23 protein-coding genes are annotated in these 26979 nt (G+C 63.4%); 22 read left to right on the top strand and 1 reads right to left on the bottom strand.

Annotated features, from left to right (window positions below; genetic code table 11):
• Window positions 1-370: 370 nt before the first annotated feature.
• From RBJ75_RS14090 to RBJ75_RS14000, 19 genes are all read left to right on the top strand, one after another.
• Window positions 371-1171 (top strand): restriction endonuclease subunit S, encoded by an 801-nt coding sequence (locus RBJ75_RS14090; protein ID WP_052628795.1) that lies wholly within the window; start codon window positions 371-373, stop codon window positions 1169-1171.
• Complete coding sequence (locus RBJ75_RS14085; RefSeq protein ID WP_044405332.1) at window positions 1168-4365, top strand: type I restriction endonuclease subunit R; 3198 nt, start codon at window positions 1168-1170, stop codon at window positions 4363-4365. The genes RBJ75_RS14090 and RBJ75_RS14085 overlap by 4 nt, the downstream gene beginning before the upstream one ends.
• Before the next feature lie 2 nt (window positions 4366-4367).
• Window positions 4368-5072 (top strand): M48 family metallopeptidase, encoded by a 705-nt coding sequence (locus RBJ75_RS14080; protein ID WP_044405334.1) that lies wholly within the window; start codon window positions 4368-4370, stop codon window positions 5070-5072.
• A 227-nt stretch (window positions 5073-5299) separates the two neighbouring features.
• Window positions 5300-6253: an ArdC family protein gene (locus RBJ75_RS14075; RefSeq protein ID WP_044405336.1), complete on the top strand. Its 954-nt coding sequence runs from the start codon at window positions 5300-5302 to the stop codon at window positions 6251-6253.
• 132 nt (window positions 6254-6385) lie between these two features.
• Window positions 6386-8497, top strand: a complete 2112-nt coding sequence (locus tag RBJ75_RS14070; protein ID WP_044405338.1) for a ParB/RepB/Spo0J family partition protein — start codon at window positions 6386-6388, stop codon at window positions 8495-8497.
• Between the two features lie 166 nt (window positions 8498-8663).
• A complete protein-coding gene (locus RBJ75_RS14065; protein ID WP_044405340.1) occupies window positions 8664-13043 on the top strand; it encodes a strawberry notch family protein in 4380 nt (1459 codons plus the stop codon).
• Window positions 13040-14068, top strand: a complete 1029-nt coding sequence (locus tag RBJ75_RS14060; RefSeq protein WP_044405342.1) for a toprim domain-containing protein — start codon at window positions 13040-13042, stop codon at window positions 14066-14068. Before RBJ75_RS14065 ends, RBJ75_RS14060 begins: the two co-directional genes overlap by 4 nt.
• Window positions 14069-14404: 336 nt before the next feature.
• Window positions 14405-15343 (top strand): DUF2493 domain-containing protein, encoded by a 939-nt coding sequence (locus tag RBJ75_RS14055; RefSeq protein WP_276156472.1) that lies wholly within the window; start codon window positions 14405-14407, stop codon window positions 15341-15343.
• A 63-nt stretch (window positions 15344-15406) separates the two neighbouring features.
• A complete protein-coding gene (locus tag RBJ75_RS14050; protein ID WP_276156471.1) occupies window positions 15407-16021 on the top strand; it encodes a hypothetical protein in 615 nt (204 codons plus the stop codon).
• Between the two features lie 563 nt (window positions 16022-16584).
• Window positions 16585-16908, top strand: a complete 324-nt coding sequence (locus RBJ75_RS14045) for a DUF736 domain-containing protein (RefSeq protein ID WP_044418500.1) — start codon at window positions 16585-16587, stop codon at window positions 16906-16908.
• Window positions 16909-17585: 677 nt separating this feature from the next.
• Window positions 17586-17810 carry a DUF6894 family protein gene (locus RBJ75_RS14040; RefSeq protein ID WP_044418502.1) on the top strand — a complete coding sequence of 75 codons (225 nt, stop codon included), beginning with the start codon at window positions 17586-17588 and terminating at the stop codon, window positions 17808-17810.
• Window positions 17811-18804: 994 nt separating this feature from the next.
• A complete protein-coding gene (locus tag RBJ75_RS14035; protein WP_080900797.1) occupies window positions 18805-19020 on the top strand; it encodes a transcriptional regulator domain-containing protein in 216 nt (71 codons plus the stop codon).
• Between the two features lie 127 nt (window positions 19021-19147).
• On the top strand, window positions 19148-19594 hold the full coding sequence (locus RBJ75_RS14030) for a DUF2285 domain-containing protein (protein WP_234707284.1): 447 nt from the start codon (window positions 19148-19150) through the stop codon (window positions 19592-19594).
• A 163-nt stretch (window positions 19595-19757) separates the two neighbouring features.
• Window positions 19758-20027, top strand: coding sequence for a helix-turn-helix transcriptional regulator (locus tag RBJ75_RS14025; RefSeq protein WP_044404249.1), 270 nt, complete (start codon window positions 19758-19760; stop codon window positions 20025-20027).
• Between the two features lie 3 nt (window positions 20028-20030).
• The gene (locus tag RBJ75_RS14020; protein ID WP_044404248.1) at window positions 20031-21215 is read left to right on the top strand and encodes a replication initiator protein A; all 1185 of its coding nucleotides are present in this window, start codon (window positions 20031-20033) and stop codon (window positions 21213-21215) included.
• A gap of 186 nt (window positions 21216-21401) precedes the next feature.
• A complete protein-coding gene (locus RBJ75_RS14015) occupies window positions 21402-21881 on the top strand; it encodes a DUF2840 domain-containing protein (RefSeq protein ID WP_044404247.1) in 480 nt (159 codons plus the stop codon).
• Window positions 21878-22423, top strand: a complete 546-nt coding sequence (locus tag RBJ75_RS14010; protein WP_044404245.1) for a S26 family signal peptidase — start codon at window positions 21878-21880, stop codon at window positions 22421-22423. Before RBJ75_RS14015 ends, RBJ75_RS14010 begins: the two co-directional genes overlap by 4 nt.
• Before the next feature lie 32 nt (window positions 22424-22455).
• Window positions 22456-22803: a DUF736 domain-containing protein gene (locus RBJ75_RS14005; RefSeq protein WP_044404243.1), complete on the top strand. Its 348-nt coding sequence runs from the start codon at window positions 22456-22458 to the stop codon at window positions 22801-22803.
• A 214-nt stretch (window positions 22804-23017) separates the two neighbouring features.
• Complete coding sequence (locus RBJ75_RS14000; RefSeq protein WP_052628763.1) at window positions 23018-23740, top strand: lytic transglycosylase domain-containing protein; 723 nt, start codon at window positions 23018-23020, stop codon at window positions 23738-23740.
• 216 nt (window positions 23741-23956) lie between these two features.
• Here RBJ75_RS14000 and RBJ75_RS13995 read toward each other — a convergent pair whose 3' ends face one another.
• On the bottom strand, window positions 23957-24385 hold the full coding sequence (locus tag RBJ75_RS13995; protein ID WP_234707283.1) for a hypothetical protein: 429 nt from the start codon (window positions 24383-24385) through the stop codon (window positions 23957-23959).
• Between RBJ75_RS13995 and RBJ75_RS13990 the strand changes: the two genes are divergently transcribed.
• The 3 genes from RBJ75_RS13990 (at window position 24329) to RBJ75_RS13980 (ending at window position 26939) form a co-directional block, all read left to right on the top strand.
• Entirely contained in the window at window positions 24329-26083 is a 1755-nt protein-coding gene (locus RBJ75_RS13990) for a DUF3363 domain-containing protein (protein WP_411194513.1), read from the top strand. The two genes, RBJ75_RS13995 and RBJ75_RS13990, sit on opposite strands and share 57 nt — an antisense overlap.
• Window positions 26084-26153: 70 nt before the next feature.
• On the top strand, window positions 26154-26441 hold the full coding sequence (locus RBJ75_RS13985; RefSeq protein WP_011473978.1) for a DUF1778 domain-containing protein: 288 nt from the start codon (window positions 26154-26156) through the stop codon (window positions 26439-26441).
• Complete coding sequence (locus RBJ75_RS13980; protein WP_044404218.1) at window positions 26442-26939, top strand: GNAT family N-acetyltransferase; 498 nt, start codon at window positions 26442-26444, stop codon at window positions 26937-26939.
• Window positions 26940-26979: the final 40 nt, after the last annotated feature.

Raw genomic sequence — 26979 nt, 5'->3', positions numbered from 1 at the left:
TTCGCCCGGTGTAAGCGTAAGCGGAGAAGACCGGCCTGCTGCTGCGGGCGAAGTTGGAGTACTGAAGACAAGTGCAGCTACGAGCGGTCGGTTTTTGCCTCAGGCAAATAAGGCTGTGGTGGGTGAGCAACAATCTCGACTATCGACACCTGTGACGACGGGAACGATCATTATGTGTCGAAGCAATTCTCTTGAGTTTGTCGGGGCGAGTGCGCTCGTGAATCAAGACCATCCAAACTTGTACCTCTCCGACAAACTATGGGCCTTGAAGCCAAGCCCAGGCGTCAGTGCTGATTGGCTGGCCTGCTTGTTTGCAAGCCCAAGTATCAGATCTTTCCTCCGAGAAGCTGCGACAGGCACCAGCGCGTCGATGAAAAACGTGCCGCAAGACGAGCTTTTGAGCATCACGACGAGTGTGCCACCTCTCCTCGAGCAGCGTCGAATTGCTCAAATCATAGGCGCCTGGAATGAAGTCTTGGAAATAACTGAGCGGCTGATCACCGCGAAGACCGCTAAGTTCGATCACCTGTCGCACGCACTCTTGAGCGGTCGGCTTCGGTTCGGTCGGAAGCGCGCCAATTGGCAGTCGGTCGCTCTGACAGAGGTCACGCTCGAAGTGACGGCTCGCAATGGAGGGGGCCAGTTCGGCGCAAATGCAGTCATGGGCGTCCATAAACTGCAAGGAATGATCCCGATGAAGGATCACGTCCGTGCAACCGATCTCTCGCGTTACAAAATCGTTCGCACAGGGGCGTTTGCCTACAATCCGATGCGTCTCAACATCGGTTCCATCGCGCAGAACAATAATGGCCGTGACGTTCTCGTCAGTCCCGACTATGTCGCATTTGAACCTTGTCCTGAATCGCTGATGCCGGCCTACTTCGACCACATCAGGCGAACGTCTATGTGGACCCGCTTCGTCAAATCGGCCGGTAGCGGTGGAGTCCGAGTTCGCATCTACTACGACGATCTAGCGGATTTCATTTTTGAGTTGCCTCCCGTCGATGAGCAGGCGCGCCTCGTCGAGGTTCTGGACACAGGTCGTCGAGAGATCGAAATCCTCGAACGTCAACGCCGCGCCCTAGCTCGGCAGAAGCGCGGGCTAATGCAGAAGCTGCTTACTGGCGAGTGGGAGGTGAAGATTTCTGAGCCGCAGGAGGCTGCCGAGTGAGCCGTTTTCGCGACGGCGAGGTCCATAACTCGCAGCTGTCTGCGCTCCACCTGCTTCAAACGATGAACCCCAGCTGGACCCTGCTGACCAAAGCGGAGCTGGACCGTGAGCGGAGAGGGCGGCCCGGCAACGTCCTGCTCGAGGACATTCTTTTCGCCCAGCTCGCCAAACTCAACCGGATCGAGCAGGACGGGCGCTTCCACCCCTTTTCCGAAGCCAATGTTCGCACGGCGATCGAGCAGCTGCGCAAGCCCGAGCCGACCGGACTGATGACGCTGAATGAGAAGACGACCGACCTTCTGCAACTCGGCACGTCGCTGGATCAAACCATCGAAGGTGTCACTCGTGGCAGATCTCTCCGCTACATTGACTGGGACACGCCTGCGAACAACGCGTTCCATGCCGTCACCGAACTCGATGTCGAAAAGGCCGTCAACCACGAGATGCGTCGTCCCGACATCGTGCTGTTCGTCAACGGCATTCCGCTTGCCGTCATCGAATGCAAGGCGCCGGATGTCGACCTCGCCGAAGGCATCGGCCAGATTGTTACCTACCAGCGCGCCGACGAAATTCCCCACCTGTTCCGCAGCGTACAGCTCGTTGTCGCCGCGAAGCCGTCGCAAGCCAAGTATGCGACCGTCGGTACGGCAGCGAAGTTCTGGTCCGTCTGGAAGGAGAAGGAGTTCGACGACGCGGCCGTGGCGCGGCTCGCGAACGCTCCGCTTGATGCGGCTCAGACCCGCCGCACCTTCTGCGATGGTTTTGCCGAGGAGCAGGCGCCCTTCGAGGCTCGTCGAGATGCAGGGCGCACTGTCACCGAGCAGGATCGGCTCATCCATGCCCTTTGCCGTCCGGATCGGCTCCTGGACCTTGCTCGCCGGTTTACCTTGTTCGATCTGGGCATCAAGAAGATCGCGCGTTACCAGCAGTTCTTCGCCGTCCGGAAGATCATCGATCGCGTGAAGGGCGAGCGCGACCAGCACGGCGCCCGGCGCGGCGGCGTCGTCTGGCACACCCAGGGGTCGGGCAAGTCGCTCACAATGGTCATGCTCGCCAAGGCGCTCGGGCTTGACCGCGCGATTGCGAACCGCCGCGTCGTTCTCGTCACGGACCGAATCGATCTCGACACCCAGTTGCGCGATACGTTCGATGCCTGCGGCGCCGACGTGATCCAGGCGAAAACCGGATCACACCTTCTTGACCTCATCGTGCGCGACAAGGCCGCGATCATATCGACCGTCATCAACAAATTCGAGGCCGCTATCGCCAAGGGCGACTTCAAGGACGAGTCGACCGAAGTCTTCCTACTCGTCGATGAAAGCCATCGCGGCCAGTATGGGGAGATGCACACGCGGATGAAGCGTGTCTTTCCGCGCGCCTGCTACATCGGCTTCACCGGCACGCCATTGATGAAGGCGGAGAAGAGCACGGCTACGCGCTTCGGCGGTATCATCGACGCCTACACCATCGACCAGGCGGTCGAGGACAAGGCCGTTCTGCCATTGATCTACGAGGGCAGGCAGGTCGCGCAGGAAGTCAACCGCGCCGGAATTGACACCTGGTTCGACCGGGTCACGCGCGGATTGTCCGACCAGCAACGTGTCGACCTGAAGCGCAAGCTGGCCCGCTACAGCGAGATCGCTCAGGGCGACCAGACCATCTCCGCCATCGCCTACGACATCGCCGAGCACTTCACGCAGTTCTGGAAAGGCACGCGCTGGAAGGCGCAGTTTGCCGTCCGGTCGCGTGCCGCCGCGGTCAAGTATTACGAGATCTTCAAGGAAATGGGGACGATCTCGGCCGAGGTCATCATGTCGGCGCCTAACGACCGCTCCACAGGCGACGATCCCGCGGAGGAAGTCACTGAGCCGGTCGTCCGATTTTGGAAGGCGATGATGTCGAAGTATGGTGGTGAGGAGCAGTACAACCGGCAGATCACCGAGGGCTTCAAGAAGCGGGAGGAGCCCGAGCTTCTGATCGTCATCTCGAAGCTCCTGACAGGCTTCGATGCGCCCGTGGACACGGTGCTCTACATCGACAAGCCGCTGACAGGGCACAATCTGCTCCAGGCCATTGCCCGGGTGAACCGGGTCGAGGAAGACAAGGAGTATGGCTACATCGTCGACTATGCCGGCGTGCTCGGTGAGCTGGACACGGCGATGCGCAGCTACTCGGCGCTCGCCGAGTTCGAGCCCGACGACCTCGATGTCGGCCATGCGATCATCGACGTGCAGGCGCAGATCGCCAAGCTACCGCAGGCGCATGCCAATCTGATCAACCACTTCAAGGGCGTCGCGAAGGTGCGCGACGAGGAGGCCTACGAGGTCTTCCTGGCCGACGAGGCTCTGCGCAAGGAATTTTACGCGTTGCTGGCCGAGTTCGCTCGACTGTTGGCCACGGCACTTGCCACGTCCAATTGGGCGAACGATCCAAAGAATGAACCTCAGTCCCGGCTCTACAAGGATGATCTGCGTCGCTATCAGAAGCTCCGCACGGCGGTCCGCAATCGCTACCGGGAGGCGATCGACTTCGAGCAATACGAGGCCCGCATTCGCAAGCTGCTCGACACCCATATCAGCGCCGATGCCGTGGAGGTGGTCACACAGCCGGTGAATATCTTCGACACTGCCGCGTTCGATCAGGCCGTCGCCGAGCAAACGACGCCGGCTTCGAAGGCGGACCTGATCGCTAGTCAAACCAAGCGCACGATCACCGAACGGATGGAGGAAGACCCCGTCTTCTTCAAGAAGATTTCCGACCTCATCGCAGAGGCGATCGCCGAACATCGGGCGAAACGCCTGAGCGACAACGAATTCCTAGCAAGGATCAGAGAAGCCGCCGAGCAGGTGCGGCGGCCTAAGCACGATGACGTGCCCGCGGAAGTGAGGGCAGACGAGCACGCCGTCGCCGTGTTCAATTCGCTCGACAACGCGATGGGCGGGATCGCCGGACCACAAGGAGGCAACATCCGGCCCGTGCTTGCGGCCGCCGCACTGCAGTTGGTGTCGATCGTCAAGACGCTGAAAGTGGTCAACTGGAACGAAAACGTGGACGTTCAGAACGCTATGCGAAACCGCATGGACGACTACTTCTTCGACGTCATCCGCGATCAGAATGGCATCGAATTGGCGCCAGACCAAATCGACGCAATCGTCGACAGCGTGCTCAAAGTCGCACGCGCACGGATGGCCTAAGGATGCGTGGATCGATTGTCTATGCGGGCCAGAGTATCGCCTATCAGGCGCGCCACTCCGCACGGAAGACGCTGGCGATCTCCGTCCACCCGAATGGCGCAGTTGAAGTCGTGGCTCCGATTGCTACCAACCGGGAAGCAATTGAACACCGTCTGCACCGACGAGCCGGGTGGATTTTGCAGCAGTGCCGCTACTTCGAGCAGTTTCTTCCGCGAACGCCCGAGCGGCGATACGTCGGTGGTGAAACCCACCTCTATCTCGGCCGGCAGTACCGTTTGAAAATTGTGAACGGAGATGAAGATCGCGTCCGACTGAAAGGCGCCTATTTCTGGATCACCGTCGCTGGCGTCCCGTCTCCCGAGCGCGTTCGCGCCTTGTTGGCGGACTGGTACCGCGAGCGCGCCGACAGCAAGCTCGAAGACCGCTTTCAGGCACTCGTAGACCGATTTTCACGAAACTTGGCGCGGACACCAACCCTTGCGATACGGCCGATGAAGCGGCGCTGGGGCAGCTACAGCGGCAGAGGTCAGATCACGCTCAACCGCGACCTAGTGCGTGGCCCGCTCCCGTGCATCGACTACGTCATCGTTCACGAACTGGCTCACGCCCGGTACCCAAACCACGGCCGCGCCTTCTTCGATCTACTCAGCCAGATGATGCCGGATTGGGAGAAGAGAAAACTCGCCCTGGAACGCATGCTGGCCTGAGCGGGATTGTGCCTGCCGTTGCCATTTATGGGGCCCGGACTGTTCCGTCCGTCAGGATAAACGCAGTGTGCATCGCATTAATAGTGCTCTGAGCAGAAGGCGAGAATGTGGAAGCCGATCGGCTCGGATTCGGACGTTATGGCAGAGAGTAAGAGTGCGGGCCGGGTTGGCCGTGACGGGTTAAGGGTCGGGAGAGAGGCTTCCGTCGCCCGTCGCGGAGAACCGCGATGTCCAGAACCGCCATAATAAGAGACCGCACCGGCACAGGCCGCGTCAACCTCTATACCGAAATCACCGACAAGATCATCGCCGAGCTGGAGGCTGGCCGCGTGCCCTGGGTTCAGCCCTGGGGGACGGCGGCGGCAAACGCGGTGATCGCGATGCCGCGCAACGCGGCGACCCGGCGCCGGTACTCCGGAATTAACGTCTTGATTCTCTGGGGTGCGGTGATCGATGCAGGATTTGCAGGCCAGAGCTGGCTCACCTTCCGGCAGGCGATCAGCCTTGGCGGTCACGTCCGGAAGGGCGAACACGGCACGACAGTTGTTTTTGCCGATCGGTTTACTCCCGAGGACGAGCGCCGCCGCGCAGCTGAGACCGGCGAGGAGGCGGGTGCAATCCCATTTCTGAAGCGATTTACGGTTTTCAACACTGATCAGTGCGAGGGGCTGCCCGAAGAGGTCGTGTCCGCCGTTATTCCGCCGCCACCCGGACAGATCGAACCGCAAGCCGAGGCGTTGATCGCCGCAATCGGCGCCGACTTCCGCATCGGTGGCAATCGCGCTTACTACAACACGGGGGGCGATTACGTGCAGGTGCCGCCACCGGCCGCGTATTTCGAGCCGATCAATTGGCACCGCACGGCGTTTCACGAGCTCGGGCATTGGACCGGCCACGCCTCACGTCTCAACCGCGATCATTCCGGCACGCATGGCTCCAAATCCTACGCCCGCGAGGAACTGGTCGCCGAAATCGCTGGCGCCTTCGTCTGCGCCTCACTCGGCATCGTGCCGACCGTGCGCCACGCCGATTATATCGGCTCCTGGCTGGACGTGCTACGCGAGGACAACCGCGCCGTGGTGCGCGCGGCGAGTGCGGCGTCGAAGGCCGCGGATTTCCTGCTGGGCTTTGCACCGCAGGCGATCGAGGGCGGCCCCGAGGAGCGTGAGCAAGCGGCGTGACGCCGTCGCCGGCGCCAGCGGCCTTCACTCCCTGCAGGGGCGCCTCGGAGAGTGAGAGGGAAGCCGGGATTTCCGTGACGGGTTTGCAGGTCGAGAGAAAGTCTCTCGGCCGCCCGTCGCGGAGAGACCAACATGGCGTCAGCTCAGAAGATCAAGCTCAGCCCGTCGCGTGACATTCCCTTCAACAGACTGGTCTTGAGCCAGTCCAACGTCCGCCGGGTCAAGGCCGGCGTGTCGATCGAGCAATTGGCGGAGAGCATTGCGCTTCGCACCCTGCTGCAGAGCCTGAGCGTTCGGGCGGTGCTCGACGAAGACGGCCGGGAAACTGGCATGTTCGAGGTGCCGGCCGGCGGGCGGCGTTATCGCGCCCTCGAACTGTTGGTGAAGCAGAAGCGGATGGCGAAGACGCAACCGGTGCCGTGCGTGGTTCGGGACGATGGCATCGCCGAGGACGACTCGCTTGCCGAGAACGACGAGCGGGTCGGGCTGCATCCGCTCGACCAGTTCCGCGCGTTCAAGGCGCTGCACGACGGCGGCATGAGCGAAGACGATATCGCGGCTCGGCATTTTGTGACGCCGGCGATCGTCAAGCAGCGTCTGCGCCTCGCGTCGGTGTCACCGAAGCTGCACGAGGTCTATGCCGACGACGGCATGACGCTCAATCAGCTGATGGCGTTCTCGGTCACGGCCGACCATGCCCGCCAGGAGCAGGTCTGGGACAATGTCAGCCGCTCCCGGTTTGATCAGCCCTATCAGATCCGGCGCATGCTGACCGAGAATAGCGTGCGTGCCTCCGACCGCCGCGCCCAGTTCATCGGGCTGGATGCCTATGAGCAAGCCGGCGGCGTTATCCTTCGCGATTTGTTCGAACATGACGACGGCGGCTGGCTGCAGGATGTGGCGCTGCTCGATCGACTGGTCATGGAGAAGCTGACGGCTGAGGCCGAGAGTATCGCGGCGGAAGGCTGGAAGTGGATTTCGGTGGCCGTCGACTTTCCCTATGGCCACACCGACAATCTTCGCGAATTGGGCGGCACGCCCGTCGAATTGAGCGAGGATGAGCGGACCACGATCGAGGCGCTGAACGCCGAACGGGCCAAGCTCGAGGCCGACTACGCCGAAGCCGACGAATTGCCCGACGAGGTCGATCAGCGGCTTGGCGAGATCGAGACCGCGCTGTCGGCCTTCGAAACCCGGCCGGTGATCTACGATCCGGCCGACATCACGCGTGCCGGCGTGTTCGTCAGCATCGATTCCGAAGGCGTGTTGTCGGTCGATCGCGGTTATGTGCGACCGGAAGACGAAGCGCCGGTGACCGTCGATCCGGAGGTGGAATCCGCTGCGGAAGGCCAAACCGTCGATGGCGAGGTGGATCAACCCGTGGTCCAGCGCGCCATCATCACCGTCGGCGGCGCTAACGGGGAGTCAGACGAAGACGAGGACGACGTCATCAAGCCGTTGCCGGACCGCCTGATCACCGAACTGACGGCGCATCGGACTCTGGCGCTTCGCAATGCACTGGCGAACGATCCGGCGGTTGCCTTCACCGCAGCGTTGCACAATTTTGTGCTGGCGACGTTCTATCGCTTTGCATCATCGAGTGGTTGCCTGGAGATTGCGATCCGCACACCGACGCTGCCGGCACAGGCGCCCGGCCTCAACGACAGCGTGTCGGCCAAAGCCATCGAGGCGCGCCATGACGCTTGGAAGGCGCGGTTGCCGCGAGACGAGGGCGATCTCTGGCCGACGCTGATCGCATTCGACGCGAACGAGCAGTCATCGCTGTTTGCGCATTGCGCCTCGTTCGGCGTCAACGCGCTCTACGAGCCGGCCAGTCGCTTCAATGAAGGTCGCGTCTCCGCGCATGGCATTCGTCGCAGGCTCGACGCTGCCGACGTGCTCGCACGCCATGTCGGTCTCGACATGGTGGCGGCAGGCTGGACCACGGGCGTTGACAATTATCTTGGCCGGGTCACCAAACCGCGCATCCTTGAAGCGGTACGCGAGGCCAAGGGAGAATCGTCGGCGCAGCTGATTGAGCACCTCAAGAAGGCCGACATGGCGCGGGAGGCCGAGCGCCTGCTGGAAGGCACGGGCTGGTTGCCCGAGCCGCTGCGGCTGACCGACGCTGAAGCGGTTGCCGTGACCGGCGAAGCCGAGGCTCTACCTGAATTCCTCGCCGAGGACGACGAGGAAGAGGCAGAAGCCGACGACGATCAGCCTTGCGTCGATGCTGCGGAATGATCGGCGAGGGCGGGGCGGCTCCAGCCGCTCCGCCAATTCTGTTGCGATCACAACGCCATTCCCAGCAATCGTGAGAGGGAGAGTTCGGCCGGGACGGGTTTGAGCCGGCGGGGCTGAGAGAGCGCGCCACGGCTCGATCCGTTCCCGCTCTCCCGAGGCTCTTGCAATGACCCCGTCTTCTTCCTCCACGGCCCTGTCCACAGCCGCGCGATTATCAGCGTCGCTGGCCAGCGGCGATGCCGCCGCGCGCATCTTCGCCGCCGCGCGATTGATCGTTGCGCAACTGGAGCGCGGCCGCCGCATCGATGCGGCTGGCCTCCGCGCCACGATGGAAACAGCCTTCGCCGGTTCGGATGCCGATGGCGCCTGGGACTGGAAGAGCGCCTACGACGCTTGCGAAGCCGCGACCGTCCTGTTCCTGCGCAAATTCGGCCCGGCGATGCGCTCACGTGCCGCGTCGCCCGACGCCATGCTGCCGATGCTGACGAAGATCTCCGGCATTCTTCCCACCCATACGCGACGCTCCGAAGAAAGCCAGGCGCTGCAGCAATTCAGCACGCCGATCGGGCTTGGACTGGCGGCTTCCGCCGCTGCGGCAATCACCCCCTCCGACGTCGTACTCGAGCCGTCGGCCGGGACCGGGTTGCTGGCCATTCTCGCTGAATTGTCCGGCGCGACACTCACCCTGAATGAACTTGCCGTGACCCGTGCTGGCTTGCTCGAGCTGTTGTTCCCCGACGTCTCCGTCACCCGCTTCGACGGCGCGCAGATCGACGATCATCTCGATGCGAGGATCACGCCGAGCGTTGTGCTGATGAACCCGCCATTTTCCGCACTCGCCAATGTCGATCGCCGGATGGGTGACGCTGCGTTGCGCCATATTTCGTCGGCGCTGGCGCGGCTGGGCGATGGCGGTCGTCTGGTCGCGATCACCGGCGCCAATTGTGCGTCCGACAATCCGACCTGGCGCGACGCCTTTATCGACCTGCAGCAGCGCGGGCAGGTGGTATTCTCCGCGGCGATCGACGGGGCGGTCTTTGCCCGCCATGGCACCACCCTGGACACCCGCCTGACCGTGATCGACAAGCAGGCGGCCGACAACCCCCGCGTGTTTCCGACATCACTAGGCGTGGCTCCCGATGTTGTCACGCTGCTCGGCTGGATCAAAGAATCTTTGCCACCGCGGTTGCCGGTCGCGCTTCCGCAAGCACTCCCTTCGATCGTCCGATCGGTGCCGGGCCTCGGTCACGCACAGCAGCCGGTCGTCATCAGGCCTTCCTCCTTCCCGGTCCAGCTCCCCCGGCCGGAAGCGATTGAGCTGGACTATCAGACCGCCGACTGGAAGCCCGTCCAGGGCGGCGACATCACCGACGCGCTGTATGAAGCCTACAGCTTGCAGTCGATCCGGATTCCCGACGCCAAGACTCATCCGACCAAGCTGGTACAGTCGGCGGCGATGGCCTCGGTGGCGCCGCCGAAGCCGAGCTATCACCCGCATCTGCCCGCTGAGGTCGTCGAACGCGGGCTCTTGTCAGATGCCCAGTTGGAAACTGTGATCTATGCCGGCGAGGCCCTTTCGCAGTATCTCGCGGGATCCTGGAGCGTTGACCCGACGTTCGACATCGTCGCCGCCGCGCGTGACGACGCCGAGACCTCGGTTCGCTTTCGCATGGGCTTCATGCTCGGTGACGGCACCGGCGCCGGCAAGGGCCGCCAGGTCGCCGGCATCCTGCTCGACAATTGGCTGAAGGGACGGCGCAGGGCGATCTGGATCAGCAAGTCCGACAAGCTGATCGAGGATGCCCAGCGCGACTGGTCGGCGCTCGGACAGGAACGATTGCTGGTGACACCGCTGTCGCGATTCCGGCAAGGCACCCCGATCCGTCTCGAGCAAGGCATCCTTTTTACCACCTATGCCACGCTGCGCTCCGACGCCCGCGACGACAAGATATCGCGGGTCCGGCAGATCGTGGAATGGTTGGGCGACAATTCTGGCTCCGAGACCGGGGCCGGTTTCGACGGCGTGATCATCTTCGACGAGTCCCACGCGATGCAGAATGCTGCAGGCGGCAAGGGCGAACGCGGCGACCAGGCTGCCTCGCAGCAGGGTCGCGCCGGTCTTCGCCTGCAACACGCGCTCCCCAATGCGCGTATCGTCTATGTCTCCGCGACCGGCGCCACCACGGTGCATAACCTCGTCTATGCGCAGCGCCTCGGGCTGTGGGGCGGCGATGACTTTCCCTTCGCCACCCGCGCGGAATTTGTCGAGGCGATCGAGGCCGGCGGCGTCGCGGCGATGGAGGTGCTGGCCCGCGATCTCAAGGCGCTCGGGCTCTATACGGCGCGATCGCTTTCTTATGAGGGCGTGGAATACCAGCTGGTCGAACACCGGCTCACCGAGGAACAGATCCGCATCTATGACGGCTATGCTGGTGCGTTCTCGATCATCCACAACAACCTCGATGCAGCGCTGCGCGCCGCCAACGTCACCGGCACCTCCGGCACGCTCAACGCACAGGCCAAGTCGGCCGCCCGTTCGGCGTTTGAATCCGCCAAGCAGCGGTTCTTCAACCACCTGATCACCGCGATGAAGGTGCCGTCGCTGATCGCCTCGGTCGAGCGAGATCTGAACGATGGCCATGCCGCCGTGATCCAGATCGTCTCGACCGGCGAGGCGCCGATGGAGCGTCGGCTTGCCGAGATTCCGACCGACGAATGGGGCGACGTCCAGGTCGATATCACGCCGCGGGAATATGTGTTGGATTACCTGGCGCATTCGTTCCCGACCCAGCTCTACGAGCCGTTCACCGACAGCGAAGGCAATCTGTCGTCGCGGCCGGTGTTCCGGGATGGCCAGCCGGTGCAATGCCGCGACGCCGTCGCGCGGCGCGACCGGCTGATCGAACGTCTCGCCTCATTGCCGGCGGTACACGGCGCGCTCGACCAGATCGTGCAGCGCTTTGGCTCCGACATGGTCGCGGAAGTGACCGGACGCTCCCGGCGCATCATCCGCAGGACCGATCCGGATGGTGTTGATCGCCTCAAAGTGGAGAACCGCGCCGGCTCCGCCAATCTCGCCGAGGCCCAGGCCTTCATGGATGACGCCAAACGCATTCTGGTGTTCTCGGAAGCGGGCGGAACCGGGCGCTCCTATCACGCGGAGCTGTCGGCCAAGAACCGGCGGCTGCGGGTGCATTATCTGTTGGAAGCCGGATGGAAGGCCGATGCCGCGATCCAGGGGCTCGGTCGAACCAACCGCACCAATCAGGCACAGCCGCCATTATTTCGGCCGGTCGCGACCGATGTGAAGGCCGAGAAGCGCTTTCTGTCAACCATCGCGCGGCGGCTCGACACGCTCGGCGCCATCACCAAAGGCCAGCGCCAGACCGGCGGGCAGGGTCTGTTCCGCGCCGAGGACAACCTTGAAAGCCACTATGCGCGCGACGCCCTGCGGCAACTCTATCTGCTGCTCGTCAACGGCAAGATCGCCGATTGTTCGCTGCAGACCTTCGAGGACGCCACCGGCCTCAAGCTGACCGACACCAACGGGATCAAGGACGATCTGCCGCCGATCACCACCTTCCTCAACCGGCTGTTGGCACTGACCATCGATCTGCAGAACGTCCTGTTCGCCGCCTTCGAGCAACTGCTGACCGCGCGCGTCGAGGGCGCGATCGCGTCCGGCACCTTTGATGCCGGCCTGGAAACCCTGACCGCCGAGAGCTTCACGGTCACAGGCCGGCAGACGATCTACACCCATCCCGGCACCTCCGCCGAGACCCGTTTGCTCACCATCACCCAGCGGGAGCGCAACCGGCCGGTCACGCTCGACGAGGCGCTGCAGTGTCTCGCCGATCCACGTGCGCGATGTCTGGTGAACGCCCAGTCCGGTCGCGCCGCGGTGCAGGTTCCGGCGCGTAGCATCATGCTGGACGACGGCGAGGTGGAACGAAGAGTTCGTTTGATCCGGCCGATGGAGCATCCGATGTTGCCGTTGGCGTTGATGCCGCAGACCCATTGGCAAGACGCCGATCGCGAGACCTTTGCGCGCGCCTGGGAAGCTGAACTGGCCGAGGTGCCGGAGTTCACCTCAACCGAAATCCACATCGTGACCGGTTTACTGCTGCCGATCTGGAAGCGGTTGCCGAATGAATCGACGCGGGTCTACCGGCTGCAGACCGATACCGGCCAACGGATCATCGGCCGCAAGGTGTCACCTGCCTGGGCGGCGACAGCTACTGAAACCGGCATTTTGAGCATGACACCGGACGCCGCGTTCGCGGCGTTGCTCGATGGCAAGACGATCATCGATCTTGCGGAATCCCTGCAGCTGCGCCGGGCTCGCGTAATGGGCGTGAACCGGATCGAATTGACCGGCTTCACCGAGGCGATGCGCGACCGTCTTCGCGCCTATGGTCTGTTCAGCGAGATCATCTCCTGGAAGCTGCGCTTCTTCGTGCCGCTGGATGCGACCGGCACGGCGGTGCTGGCCAAAGTGCTGGAGCACTATCCGGTGCTGCGGATCTCCGATCGGGCTGCGGCGTGAGGTCAAGCGCGGCGGATCTGGCGCAGCGTCTCGCGCGCGAGGCCGAGGCGGTGTGCCGCCACTATCTCTCCAACGGTTGTCGCGTCGGCAATTATTGGCAGGTCGGCGACGCCCGGAACACCGCGGGCCGCTCGATGTTCGTGCGCTTGACGGGCAGGGACGGTTCGCGCCCCGCAGGGAAATGGACCGACGCCGCCACCAGCGAGCACGGCGATCTGCTCGACGTCATCCGGGAAAGTTGCGGCTTGGTCGAGTTCCGCGATGTTGCCGAGGAGGCGCGGCGCTTCCTCAGTTTGCCACGACCTGATCCAGACCCGGACCGCCATGCCTCATCCACGGCACCGACCGGCTCACCGCAATCGGCACGACGTCTGTTCGCGATGGCAACGCCGATTGTCGGGACGCTCGTCGAAACTTATCTGCACCACCGCGGCATTACCCAACTCATTGAAGTCGCATGCCTTCGCTTCCATCCCCGCTGCTACTATCGTCCGCATGGGGATAGTCCGACCGAGACCTGGCCTGCAATGGTCGCTGCCGTCACCGATCTTGATGGCCAAATCACCGGTGTGCAGCGCACCTGGCTCGATCCGTTCGGCTTGGGGAAAGCGCCGATCGACACCCCGCGGCGGGCGATGGGCGACCTGCTCGGCAACGCGGTCCGCTTCGGTGGGGCCTGCGACGTGATGGCGGCCGGCGAGGGAATCGAGACCATGCTATCCCTGCGCGGGGTCGTGCCGACCATGCCGATGGCTGCGGCACTCTCAGCTGCGCATCTCGGCGCCATCCTGTTTCCGGCAAGACTGCGCCGACTCTACATCGTCCGCGACAACGATCCTGCCGGCGATAGCGCGTTGGCAATCTTGATCGACCGCACCCAGGCGGCGGGGATCGAGGCGATAGCGCTGTCGCCACGGGGCGGCGACTTCAACGAGGATCTGCGGCAGTTCGGCATCGACGCGCTACGGGAAGCGGTGCGGATGCAGATTGCCCCGGACGACGTCGCGCGGTTCATGCACCGCTGATCTAATGTTTTGGACAGAAACGGTGGGGGGCTTTCCCGGCACCGTCGCGATCGATCGGGCTGCTTCCTATTGGGTCGGAGAGCACCGCGCGCACGGCCTTCTTGAGAGGGCGATCGATGCGGCAAGCGTTCCGGAGCCGCAATGGCTTCGCCGACTATTTTCCGCCGGCGGGAAGGCCCGCCTTTGCATCGCGAGGCAAAATAGCCGGCTCCCGCCATCCTCCGCTTCGCTTCGGCCGCTGTCGCTGCGCTCGGCGGTGCAGGTCCGGCCCGCCCGCCGCTGTTCGTCGCCATGAAGGCCGCGATGAGCGCGGTCGATCCGCCAAGGGCAAGCATCATGACCAACGATCACGACGACACCAGTTTCGAGCCACCACATGCCGCATCGCCAACCGACCATATCCTGACCGAGCTGCAGCTGCACGGCTATCGTCCGTTCCAGGACGAGCCAGATCCGAGGCCGCTGCCCGAAGCACAGCTCATCGCGAACGCCGTCGCCGATATCTTCGATGCGCTTGTCGCCACCTTGAGCGACACCCGCCTCGAACCAGACCTCGCCGACCTGCTGTGGTCGACCGTCAACCTGTTCCACCGCGCCAATGAACGGATCGAGCGCGAGCTCGACGACAATGAGCAGGCGCAGAAGCGCAGCCAGCGCGACCAGGATGGCTCTGAAATCCGCTCGGTTGAACTGGAGCGCCTCACCGCCGAGGGGGTGACCCTGGTCGAGCGCCGCAACGCCATGGAGCTGTTCCGCGACCAGGCCGCCGACCACTTCGTCCGCCACACCGGATCGCATTGGCACCCGCGCAGCGGCTCGCTGGTCAACCACCGCGCGCTGACCTCGGCTGTGATCGACAGCCGCGACTTTATCGCCGCCCGGCGCCGGGCCGAGATCGAGGTGCTGTTGCCCGCCGGGCCGAAGATCGCCGTCACCGGCGGGCTCGACTTCAACGATCACCGCCTGATCTGGGACAAGCTCGATCAGGTCCACACCAAGCACCCCGACATGGTGCTGCTGCATGGTGGTTCTCCCAAGGGCGCCGAATTGATCGCCGCCCGTTGGGCCGACCACCGCAAAGTGCCGCAGATCGCCTTCAAGCCGGACTGGACCAGGCACGCCAAGGCCGCGCCGTTCAAGCGCAACGATCAGATGCTCGACGTGCTGCCGATCGGCGTCATGGTATTCCCGGGCACCGGGATCCAGGAGAACATGGCCGACAAAGCCCGCAAGCTCGGCATTCCGGTCTGGAAATTCGGCGAGCGCGGCGCGTAAGCGCCGCTAGCTCCATAACGGGTAGCAAACGCTGCACGTGCGGCCGGGTCCGAGCGGCGACTGATGACATTGCCTGCTACCAGAAAAACGCCACCGCGAATTCTCGCTGGCACCACGACCGCCTTGCGCTATAATTCTGACCGCGCCGTGGTGGTGGTGGAAGGCGCGACCCTTGCAAAAGTTGTCACGGGAGCCACCACCATGATCATCATCGGCATTCTTCTCAATATCGCGGGGCTCGGTCTGCTTTGCTGGGTCATGTTCCGGCTTGCCGTTTATGCATTGCCGTTTTTTGTCGGGATGACGGCCGGCCTCTATGCATTGCAAACCGGGGCAGGGCCGCTCGGCGCCATCATTGTCGGCATCGTCTTGGGCGCTTTCGCTCTGGTGGTCGGGCAGCATGCGTTTTCCGTCGCGCGCTCAGCAACTGTTCGCCTCGTAATTGGTCTGCTGTTCATTTGTCCGGCGATGGTTGCGGGCTATCATTTGACCCTCGGCTTTGCTCAGCTCGGCATCGGCTCGGCAGGCTGGCGTCAGGCATTTGCTTTGGTTGGCGCGGTCGCCATCGGCGGCACGGCCTGGACGCGGATAGCGATGCTGGCAGCCCCGCAATCGATCGAGGGCGTTCACGCCGGTTCGGCTCAGCCGTCGCTCGAGTCGGCAACGACCATCGGGTGACTGCGCGGGCCTGTCGTCGGCAGGTTGGGCAGTCGAGCAGTCTATCTCCGCTGAGCCTGACCTTGGTGTTGCGCGTTCGCTGGTGAGCGCCTCGGCGGAGCGCTCGGTCTCCTCGCCGACTTCAAACCCGTGGGGGATGACCTACGCTGTCCTCTGTCGCTCGGTAGGCACGGGCTCCCTTTTGTACGCCGGGGTTTCTGTTACTTCGCCTGGTGCGCGCGGCCTCTTGTTTGCCCCGATCGATAGCTGGCACGTCTTCCTCCAAAATGCTGTTCAGGGCACACGAGCACCTTGCCTCTCTTTGGCTTGATCTGGCCGAAGGCCGGCTTCGCCTCGATCGCCTGGACCGCAATGGCTAGGTGAGACTTTCTTCCCCTGGGCTGCCACCCCACGAAGTGCGCGGGGCCCCGGTTCGCCCATTCCTCGCGAGGCAAGAAAGTCCCCCCGCCGCCATCCTCCGCTGCGCTACGGCCCAAGCGGGTGCGGCGTCGATCGCCTTCGGCTTTCAGATCGCCATCGAGGCCGCGGTGGTCGCGGGCTCGAAAACAGCAAGGAGAAGTGACATGGCTAACATCGGCTCATTCAAGAAGTCCGGCCAAGAATTCCAGGGCGAGATCGTCACCCTGAGCCTCCAGACCAAGGGCGTCCGCATCGTCCCCGAAACCGACCGCAACAGCGAGAACGCGCCGAGCCACCGGGTCTATGTCGGCCGCGCCGAGATCGGTGCCGCCTGGTCGAAGCGCTCCAGCGAGGGCCGCGACTATCTCTCGGTCAAGCTCGACGACCCGAGCTTCAACGCTCCGATCTACGCCAATCTGTTCGATGACGAAGACGCCGAGACCTTCACCCTGATCTGGTCCCGCAGCCGCAAGCCCAATGGCGACTAAGCCTCCTACCCGAGAACGCCCCGCTCGAAAGAGCGGGGCGCCGCCACCGAGGAAGCACTAACGGGGAGGGATACCGAAACGTGCCGATATCCGGCATCAGCGGCATCTCGGCTTCCGGCACCACTTGAATCGGCCGATGCCGGTTCGGTCCCGGCCGCCGTTCCGCATCCCCATCAGATTACCGGCTTTCTAGCTCTCGGCGTCTCGAGCTTGCTGTTCCAGCTCCTCTAACAGCGCAGCGATACGCTGCGCTGTTTCGGCATCCGCGATATCACGTGCCAGCGCGCGATACTTCGCTATCTTCTCTCGCAGCTCCACGACATTTTCGCTAATAATTTACTCCCTTATGGAGACGACGCCAACGGATCGAAATTGTTCTATTCGGCGATCGGTCTCTTCCGTTATGTCGGACGCCGTACATTGATTCTGGCCACGATAATTCTAGACTGAGTTCGATAAATCGCAATTTGGCGAGATCAGCTATGACGGAAGTTCAAGACATCGAGAAACCTGACGAATACCTCAGCCATGCGGAGCATTGTTTGAGGATGGCCGCAGAGGTTGCCGATCGTCGGTCCCGCGTCGTCTTGCGTGAGATGGCGGCGGTTTGGTTACGGCTGTCGTCAGCCGGAGAACGTGCATAACTCAGCGCACGAAATCGGCCGTTAGGTTCGCCAATGTCGTTCTATCGGTTTTCCATATTCCAAGGTGAAAGCGCAGACGCGCAAGGGCAGGAAGTCGATCTTCCGGATAGCCGTGCCGCTTGGAATCAAGCGTGCTCAATGTGCCGCGATCTGAGCCGTACCATTTTCACGGACGCCAAGCCCGAATGGAAACTGGAAGTCAGCAACGAATTGGGTAAGACGATCTTCCGATTTCGGGTTCTTGCTGAGGTGCTGTAGCAGGCGCTGGACCTAGGTCATACGAGGCCGTCATCTTTGCGCAACTCAGCGAGGTGAGCATCAACAACCTCGAAACGTTGTTCGAGAGAAACCGCAAAACGCCCTGCTAGGTGGAGCCGGACCGCGCTTGTTCTTCCAAAGCCGCAATTAGTGCGAGCAATACTCCACGTCGAACCGAGTCTTTGGTCTCGGAAAGGGCACGACGATAGAGCTTTAGGTTCTCGTCTCGGATGAAGCGATCCATGCGCAGCCCTCCGTTTATACCGCAATATTATATTCATGAAATCGGACGTCACAATCATTTTTGGGGTTCCGCTGCAGGCGGTCTGGAGGTTCTGTGGAACCGGCCGCATGCGGATTGGGGGCTGGGGAATACGTCCGGCTTTGGTGGTCCGTCGTGGACTGTCGTCCCAATCCAGAAGTTCTAGTCGGGGCGCGGCATGCAATCCGAGCAACGCAAAGCATGAATGCCGCTTTGAATAGCCTTGCGCGCAAGTCGGAAAGGCAGAATCAGACTGTTGCTTCGTATCAAGCGTGGGCCCTTCGGCAATTTCTCGGTGCTATCCTACGTAATCTGGGCTCATGTCTTGCTACGGTCGTTCAGAAGTCGTCGAGCAAGGCTCTTCATATGGCTGCAATATGCTCGAGCGTGAATGGCTTGCCGAGCGTGGTGACACCGGTATCAAGAACGCCGCCGAGAACGCGTCGTCGCCCATAGCGACGAGCACCGTGATAGCCCCTTGCCCAAGCGCGAGCTTTCGGTCGACCCGAAGTTTCCGGGTTGACGACGGTCGCGTCCCATGTCGTCGAGCTGCTCGCATCGGGCAGTTGCTCGCGCAGTCATTAAAGGACTGCTAAAATTTGACGGGCAACAGTGATCGCGAACCACGATCAACGTATTCGACAATTCCGTCTTCAAACGATCAGTCCCACAACCAAAAATCTCTCCGCAAACGCAGTGCTACGCATGGTCGTAAGATGAGAGGGGGACGGAATGCTCAAAATCGATTGGCGGCAGGCGGCACCTTATCAACATGCGAAGGTCATCTCGGCCTCGGGCCTCGCCTGGGAGTATCTTCGACGCGACGACGACTATCGCCGGGCTTACGAACGCGTGAAGCGCCGCAAAGCAAAATCCGCAGAAATCCTTGAAGCCTTCTCCGAGCGCTGGGGGTTAAGGTTTCCCACGAGACCCGCGGCAGCCTGCTGATCGCGAGTCGGTCTTCTGGATTCCGAGCCTGCAGCCTGAGGCCTTGCTGTTATCGGCGGCGTCGTCCGCGCCGGCACCCGCATCGACGGCTGCGCCGGTCGATCTGACACATCTGCCCGGTCTTGATCTGCGGCGTGCCGCAGACGGCTGGCATGGCGTGTGGCAATCAGGCGGAATCATTCATCAATTCTGGCTGACCGAGGGGCCCTCGGCGGCCGCCGCGAACTATGCCGTGACGGTGCCGTTAGATGCGTTGCTCGAGTTGCGCACGCACGCGGCGAAGCGGCTTTGGCGGGTGTTGAACGGTCGGTCCCCTGGGCGCCCGTTTCGGGCGATGCCAACTCAACTCCGAGATCTGCACATTCTGACATTGCGCGCGCTTGATGCGCGGCAGTGCGGCGAGAGCTACCGGACCATCGCCGAAGTCCTGCTCGGCTTTCACGGCGACAAGACCGACTGGGAGAGCGATCCGCGCAAGAACAAGGCGCGGCGTCTGGTTGCCTCCGGCCAGCGCATGATGCGGGGCGGCTATCTGACCCTGCTGCACTATCCGATCAAGCTGCGGCGCCGTTAATCCTCTGTCTGTCGGACACGTTGCTCGCCCGGTCCAGTCCGGGGTGCCGCAAGCCCGTATGCACAAATACGGCACGCTGCAAGTCGCCGTTTCTCAGCCACGGTTCGCCACGACGCGCTGTCGCCACCGACAACACGCGCTCTGCAAACCGGAGTTGATCCTGATGCCCGACCCGATGGCAGGTCTGCCGCCCCGACTGCTGCGCACACCCGAGGCTGCGCGCTTTCTCGGAATCTCCAACCGGACCTTGGAGAAGCATCGCACCTATGGCACGGGGCCAGTCTACCGCAAGATCGGCGGCCGTGTCGTCTATGCCGTTGAGGACCTGCAGTCATGGTCCGCGATCGGCGCGCGCAAATCGACCTCCGAGCAGACAGCGAAACGGGTGTTCCCCGCCCGCCGGTTGACCCCGGCCGAGCGCGGGGCGCGCTGAATCATGCGCAACCTCGATGAGCCACGCCGGCCTGCGCCGTGCGAAAGCGAGCGGACCCGGCTCAATCCGTTCGTGGTGATAGGCGGCGATGCCAGCCCGCGCGACCAGCGCGATCTGATGGAGCGGCCGTTCTTCTCGCTGTCGAAATCGCCACGCACCAAGCCGATCCTCTACCGCGCCAATGACGTCGAGGTGCAGGTGTTCGGCATGCCCAAGCATGGCATGGCGACGATCTGGGACGCCGACGTGCTGATCTGGGCGGCGAGCCAGATTGTTCGAGCCGAGAACCTGGGACTTACCACGTCGCGCTTCTTTCGCTTCACGCCGTATCAGCTGCTGCGCGGTGTCGGCCGCCCGACCGGAAACCAGCAGTACCTGCTTTTGAAGGCGGCGTTGGCGCGCCTGCAGTCCACCGTCATCGCCACCACCATCCGCAACGGGGAGCACTGGCGGCGCCGGCAATTCTCCTGGATCAACGAATGGGAGGAGATGTCGACGCACAGCGGCCGCGTCGAGGGCATCGAATTTGTGCTGCCTGATTGGTTCTACAATGGCGTGATCGACCGCTCGCTGGTGCTGACCATCGATCCTGCCTACTTCCGGTTGACGGGCGGCATCGAGCGCTGGCTTTACAGGGTTGCGCGCAAGCACGCCGGCCACCAGCGGCAGGGCTGGGTGTTCGAGGTGGCACATCTCCACGCCAAATCGGGCAGTCTCGCGCGCGGCTCTGATTTTGCGCTCGACATCAGGCGTATCGCGGCGCGTCAGCCGCTGCCCGGTTACCGATTGCTGATCGAGCGCGAGGGGCGCTCCGAGCTGCTGCGCATCCTGCCGGTCGATTTGTCCACAGTGCCTGTGCAGAACCTTGTGAACAGGCTCGGCAGATCAGGCGCAGCGGTATCGGCAGATCAGGCGCAAACCCTATCGGCAGATCAGGCGCACCAACCGCAACTAAACCTTTGGCTGGAACAGCAAAATCGGGCTCCTAACTTAGAATCTAACATAGATTCTAACTCTTCTGTTTTGTACGGCGTGCAAGTGCGCCGTGGTGCCGGTGCCGGCTTTCGTGGACCGGTGCGCACTACCATCGACCCGCATCCAACCACTTCAACCGCAGCCGAAGAGGAACCGTCGCAAGTCAGCGGTGGAGTCGATCGCGCTCCGAACTCCAAGAGGAGTAAGCGATGACCAGCGCTGCTCCATCGCAAACGCTGCGTCAGCACGATGTCGCTCGCTCTGCGGGCCGTCGGGCGCCGCGCATCGCCGATCACGCGTGCGGAACCTCCAATCTTGTATGCCTCCAATGTGACTTCGAGGTCGCCGCCATGCTGCGCGACATGCCGGGCAAGCCCTTCGCGTTGAGGGAGCGGCATCATGATCGATGTTAAAGATGACACCCTCACGGACGTCGATCTGATCTGGATCGAGAAGCGGCTGCAGCGCTGGATACGCTTCGGTCATGTTGCCTCCGAACGGGTCGTCAATCGCCATCGCAGCACCGTCGCCTTCGCGCCGGGCAGCGTTTTCGCCTTCGTCCGCTGGGCGTCGAACGAGTTTGGCACTGTGGTCTCGCGGATCGACATCCTGCGCGCAGTTGCGGCGGGCGAGGCCTGTTCGACGGTCGGCTTTGTCCGGCCCGGCGGCGAGAGCCTGCTGCGGGTCTATGGCTGGCCCAAGGTGCAGCGCGTGCTGCAAGCGATCGATGCCGTCGAGGCGCTGGGCATCGACCCGGCCGACGCCGCACCCGATCACTGGCGGCACATACACAACCGACTGGCCGCTGGTGCTGTTCCCCACGGCTACACGGAGGAACGCCACGCCGCCTGGCTCAAGCGTCAAAGGATCGCGCCATGACGCGGCTTGCTTATGTCATGGCGACGTCTTTTGTCGTGCTGGTGATGATCGGCCGATCGACCGTCACGGTCGCGCCGAAGCTGATCTGGAATGCATCGGCAAGTGCGCCGATCGGCCTCTACGCGGTGTGGCCGGCGGCTGATCTCGGCGTCACCGATCTGGTCGCCGTCGAGGCCCCCGAACCCTTGGTCAGTTATCTCATTGCGCGGGAGTATTTGCCGCGCGGTGTGCCGCTGATGAAGCGCGTCGCTGCCCTTCCCGGACAAACGGTGTGTCGCTCCGGCAGCAGCGTGACCATCGACACCGTCACGGTAGGGGAGGCGCTGCCCTACGATCGGCGTGGCCACATCCTGCCGGTGTGGCAGGGGTGCCAGACGCTCGGCCCCGACGAAATCTTCCTGATGAACTGGGACGTCCAGGACAGCCTCGATGGCCGTTACTTCGGGCCGATCCCCAAAGACTCTGTCGTCGGCCGCGCGCTTCCGCTGTGGACCGACGAGGGAGGTGACGGCCGCTATCAATGGCGCGCGCCGACACGCTGACTGAACTCCAACCTCACATGAAAGGACATCCAATGGCACAGATCGGCACGTTCAAGCGGACCAAGACGGGTCTCTCGGGGCGCATCCGTACGCTTGCATTCGATGCGGACCTCGTTCTGGTCCCGATCGATAAATCCGACGCGGAGAACGCGCCGGACTATCGCATTCATCTCGCCAATGACGCGAGCTCGGAGGTCGGACCCGAGGTTGGCGCCGGTTGGAAACGCACCGGCGAGAGGGCCGGCGACTACATCTCGCTGCAGCTCGACGATCCCAGCTTCGCACAGCCGATCCGCGCCAATCTGTTCCAGGCCGACGACAACGGAGCGGAGTTCAGTCTGTTGTGGAATCGGCCGCCGCGGCGTCATGAGGCTGCGTGAAGCCATGCGAGCAAGGCCTGCATGTTCACTCCCCGTGGCCGATCGAAAGCCGGTCAATGCCTTCTCCCCTAACGGCTTTTGCACCTCCGTCGTAGGTTGCATCGACCGGTGGCCGCAGGTTGGTGCTTGCGCCTTGCCCGTCCCGGCGGCGAGCACGATGGCTCGCTGCCGTCAGGTCGTGTGCGACACGGCTGCGCGTTGGGCAATCATAACCGTGAGCGCGCTGGCGTTGCAGGTCAGCGCGATCAGCGCGGTTTCTGCCGAGCCCGTGAAGTTGCACGGTGCACCGATGGCGACCGATCTCGCCGATCGCTATGCCGCCGAAATCGCCGAGGCGTCACAACGTTTTGGTCTACCGGAAAGATGGATTCGCGCGGTGATGCGCGTTGAGAGTGGCGGTCGAGCACGCGCGGTGTCGCCGAAAGGCGCGCTCGGGCTGATGCAGATCATGCCAGAGACCTGGGCCGGATTGCGGCTGCGCCACCGGCTCGGCGGCGACCCCTATGACCCCCATGACAACATTTTGGCGGGCGCGGCCTACTTGCGTGAGATGCACGATCGTTACGGCGCGACGGGTTTTCTCGCCGCCTACAATGCCGGCCCCGGCCGCTATGCGGAGTATCTCAACTTTGGCCGCTCATTGCCCGCGGAGACGCTGGCCTATGTCGCGGCACTTGCGCCTTTGATCGGCGGTGAACCGCTCAATCGCAACGCCACGATCGCAACCGGTGCGAGCGCATGGAGCAGCGCACCGCTGTTCGCTGTGCTGGCCCACAACACTGCGCCGCCCAATCGGCTGCAGGTCGATGGTCGATTGCGTGCACGTTCGGTGACCGATCTCTCGGGGCTCGAACCGCAGCACAGTTGGCAGCCGCACGACAGGCAGAGCGCGGCGTCATTGTTCGTAACGCGCGCTGCTGACGGCTCCTCGCGCTAGCGCCTGTGTTGATCGGCCGTGCAGATTGGAGAGCGATAATTCCGAACATTGCGACAGCAGGGAGGGCGCAGATGGTGGAGGGAGCGGAGGGCAAGATTAAAGCCGATGGCACCACGTCTGGCCATCGCGCGCAAATAAGCGCGGTCTGCACACTGGTTAGGAGCGGGCGCACGGCACCGTCGAGAAGATCGTGGAGTGCCGCGTTCTGGTGAAACCTCAGCATTCACGCGGGTCTTTGCGGCACCCCGGCTCAATTCCGCGTTTTTCGGCCGGTCGAAAGGTGTTACGCCGATGAGCAAGGATGATGAGGATCGCTTCCGGCCGCGGCCCGGCCACATCCGTTCCGACGTCCGCAGCGACGCGGCGGCAAAGAGCTTCTTCACCCGGGTTCGCAAGGTCGCCCGTCAACATGGCGCGGGGCCGTCCGGCACATCCGCGTATGGAAAGGGTGGTGGCGCGGAAGGCCAAGCTCGAGGCAAGCTCGGCGGGCGGCGGGGCGTCCGTCGCGGCCGGGGTGCTGCCTTCGTTCGCGCCCGCGCCTTGGGTGAACGCGGATGGAGCCACCGTCAGCCGGGCGCCCGACGCGTCATGGTCAAGTCGCGCTCGGTCCGAGCCGCCGGCAAGAATGGGCGCGCCGCTGCTCATTTGCGTTATATCCAGCGTGACGGCACCTCGCGCGATGGCGAACGCGGCCGGCTGTACTCGGCGACGCAGGACCATGCCGACGGCGCTGATTTCCTGGATCGCGGCAAGGACGATCGCCACCAGTTTCGCGTCATCGTCTCGCCGGAGGACGGCGCAGAGCTCGGCGACCTGACCGGCTTCACCCGGGACCTCATGAGTAAGCTCGAAGCTGACCTCGGAACCAAGCTCGATTGGGTCGCGGTGAACCACTTCAACACCGGCCATCCTCACGTCCATGTCATCATCAACGGCCGGGATGAATTGGGCGAGGATCTGGTCATCAATGGCGACTACATGGCCCATGGCATTCGCGAGCGGGCGAGCGAGCTGGTGACCCTTGAACTCGGTCCTGTCACCGAACTCGAACAGCGCCGCAAGCTCACCGCGGAGATTGATCAGGACCGCTTCACCCGCATTGACCGAGCGCTGATCGCCGAGGCCGGCGAGGGCCCCCTCGATCTTCGGCACGCTCCGGCCGATCCGCGCGGCATTGCCGATCACGCGCTGCGGTTAGCGCGACTGGGCAAGCTGAAGCGAATGGGGCTCGCCACCGAGCAGGCGCCCGGCCGTTGGGAGTTGAGCGAAAGACTGGAGCCCACCTTGCGCGAATTGGGCGAGCGCGGCGACATCATCAAGACGATGCAGCGGGCGCTGCAGGCCGAGGGCGTCGAGCGCGATCCGGCGAGCTTCCAGATCCACGACATTGCACCCGCGACGCCGATCCTCGGTCGAGTGATCGACAAGCATCTCTCTGACGAGCTGGGAGAGAATCTGACCCTGATCATCGACGGCATCGACGGCCGCACCCACCATGTCGCCGGGGTCGATCCGGCCGGAGTTGAGAACATCGGCATCGGCAGCATCGTCGAGGCCGGTTCGGCAGAGGTTGGCCGGCGCCCCGCCGACCGCGCCATTTCGGACATGGCCGAAAATGGCGTCTATCGGCCGAGCCGGCATCTGGAGCAGGCGCGGTTCGATGGCCGCGTCCCTAGCGGGGACTATGACGGCTTCATCGACGCCCATGTCCGCCGGCTAGAGGCGCTGCGGCGCGCCGGCATCGTCGAGCGGATCGACGCCGACCATTGGCGGCTTCCGGACGATTTTGCCAGCCGGGCTGCGGCCTATGACTTGGGGCGAAATCGCCAGCTCAACATTCGCGTGCTTTCCAACTTCGATCTGGAGAGTCAGATCGGGGCTGAGGGCGCGACCTGGCTCGATCGCCGGCTGGTCAGTCGTGGACCCGCCGACCTGGTCGCGGCCGGCTTCGGACAGGAGGTGCAGCAGGCGATGGACCGTCGGCGCGAGCATCTGATCGGGCAGGGCGACGCCACCCGCTATCCCGATGGCCGAATGCTCTACCGCCGCAACCTGGTCGCCACGCTCGAACAACGTGAGGTCATCAGCACCGGCAGCGCACTTGCGGCCTCACGGGCGCTGCCGTTTCGGGCCGCTGCCGATGGTGAGACCGTGCAGGGCGTCTTCAAGCAGACCGTCCAGTTGTCCAGCGGCAAGTTCGCGCTGGTCGAGAACGCCCACGAATTCACGCTGGTGCCCTGGCGGCCGGTGATCGACAACCAGCTGGGACGCGAGGTGATGGGCGTGGTGCAGGGCGGATCGGTGTCCTGGCAACTCGGTCGGAAGCGGGGGCTGGGATTGTGACAGACCGACGCCAGACAATGTCATGACAACGCCGGCCTGATGTGCTAGACGGCGCGTAGGAGAACTCACCATGGCCAATGCCATCCGATCCGAGAAACTCGATCTGCGCCTGACGCCGGAGGCGAAGCGCTTGCTGAATGCCGCTGCGCAGGCGTCGCGACGCTCGGTCAGCGAATTCGTGCTGGAGAGTGCGCTCGACCGCGCGCAGGAGGCTTTGCCCGACCGTCAGCATTTTGGGCTCGACGCTGCAGGTTGGGAGGCATTTCTGGCAGCACTCGATGCGCCGCCCCGGCCGCTGCCGCGGCTGCAGCGGCTGTTGACCGAACCCAGCGTCTTCGAGCAAGCCCCGACCGAATAGATGACGTTGCGCATCGAGAAGCTGCGGCGGGACCATCGCGTCGAAGGGTTTGATTGCGGCAAGGAGCCGTTGAACCGCTTCGTGGTCCGATATGCTCTGCAGAGCCAGCTTTCCAACAGCTCGCAGACCTATCTGGCCTTATCGCAGGATGAGCTTGTCGGCTTCTACACCTTGGCGTTCGGCGACGTCACTTACGACGATGCCCCGGAACGGCTGCGCAAGGGCGTCGCCCGGCATCCGATCCCGCTGATGATCCTTGCTCGCCTCGCCGTCGCCAGCGCCTGGGCCGGCAAGGGGATCGGCTCGGGCCTTCTGAAGGACGCGCTGGCCCGGACGCTCGCGGCGGCCGAAATCGCCGGGCTGCGGGCCTTCGCCGTCCACGCCAAGGATGATGAGGCGCGGGCGTTCTGCGAACGGTTTGATTTCATCGCGTCACCCAGCGATCCCATGCACCTCTTCGTGCTGCTGAAGGACGTCCGGGCCTTGATCGGCCGTTAACGCGGCGGCTCTCAGGCTTTTCGCCCGGGGCGCCGCAGCA

Origin of the sequence: Rhodopseudomonas sp. BAL398 (assembly GCF_033001325.1) — a bacterium.
In the GTDB taxonomy this organism is placed as follows: domain Bacteria; phylum Pseudomonadota; class Alphaproteobacteria; order Rhizobiales; family Xanthobacteraceae; genus JARJEH01.
Note: the sequence above shows the minus strand (reverse complement) of the source record. Positions and strands in the feature narration are given on the sequence as shown.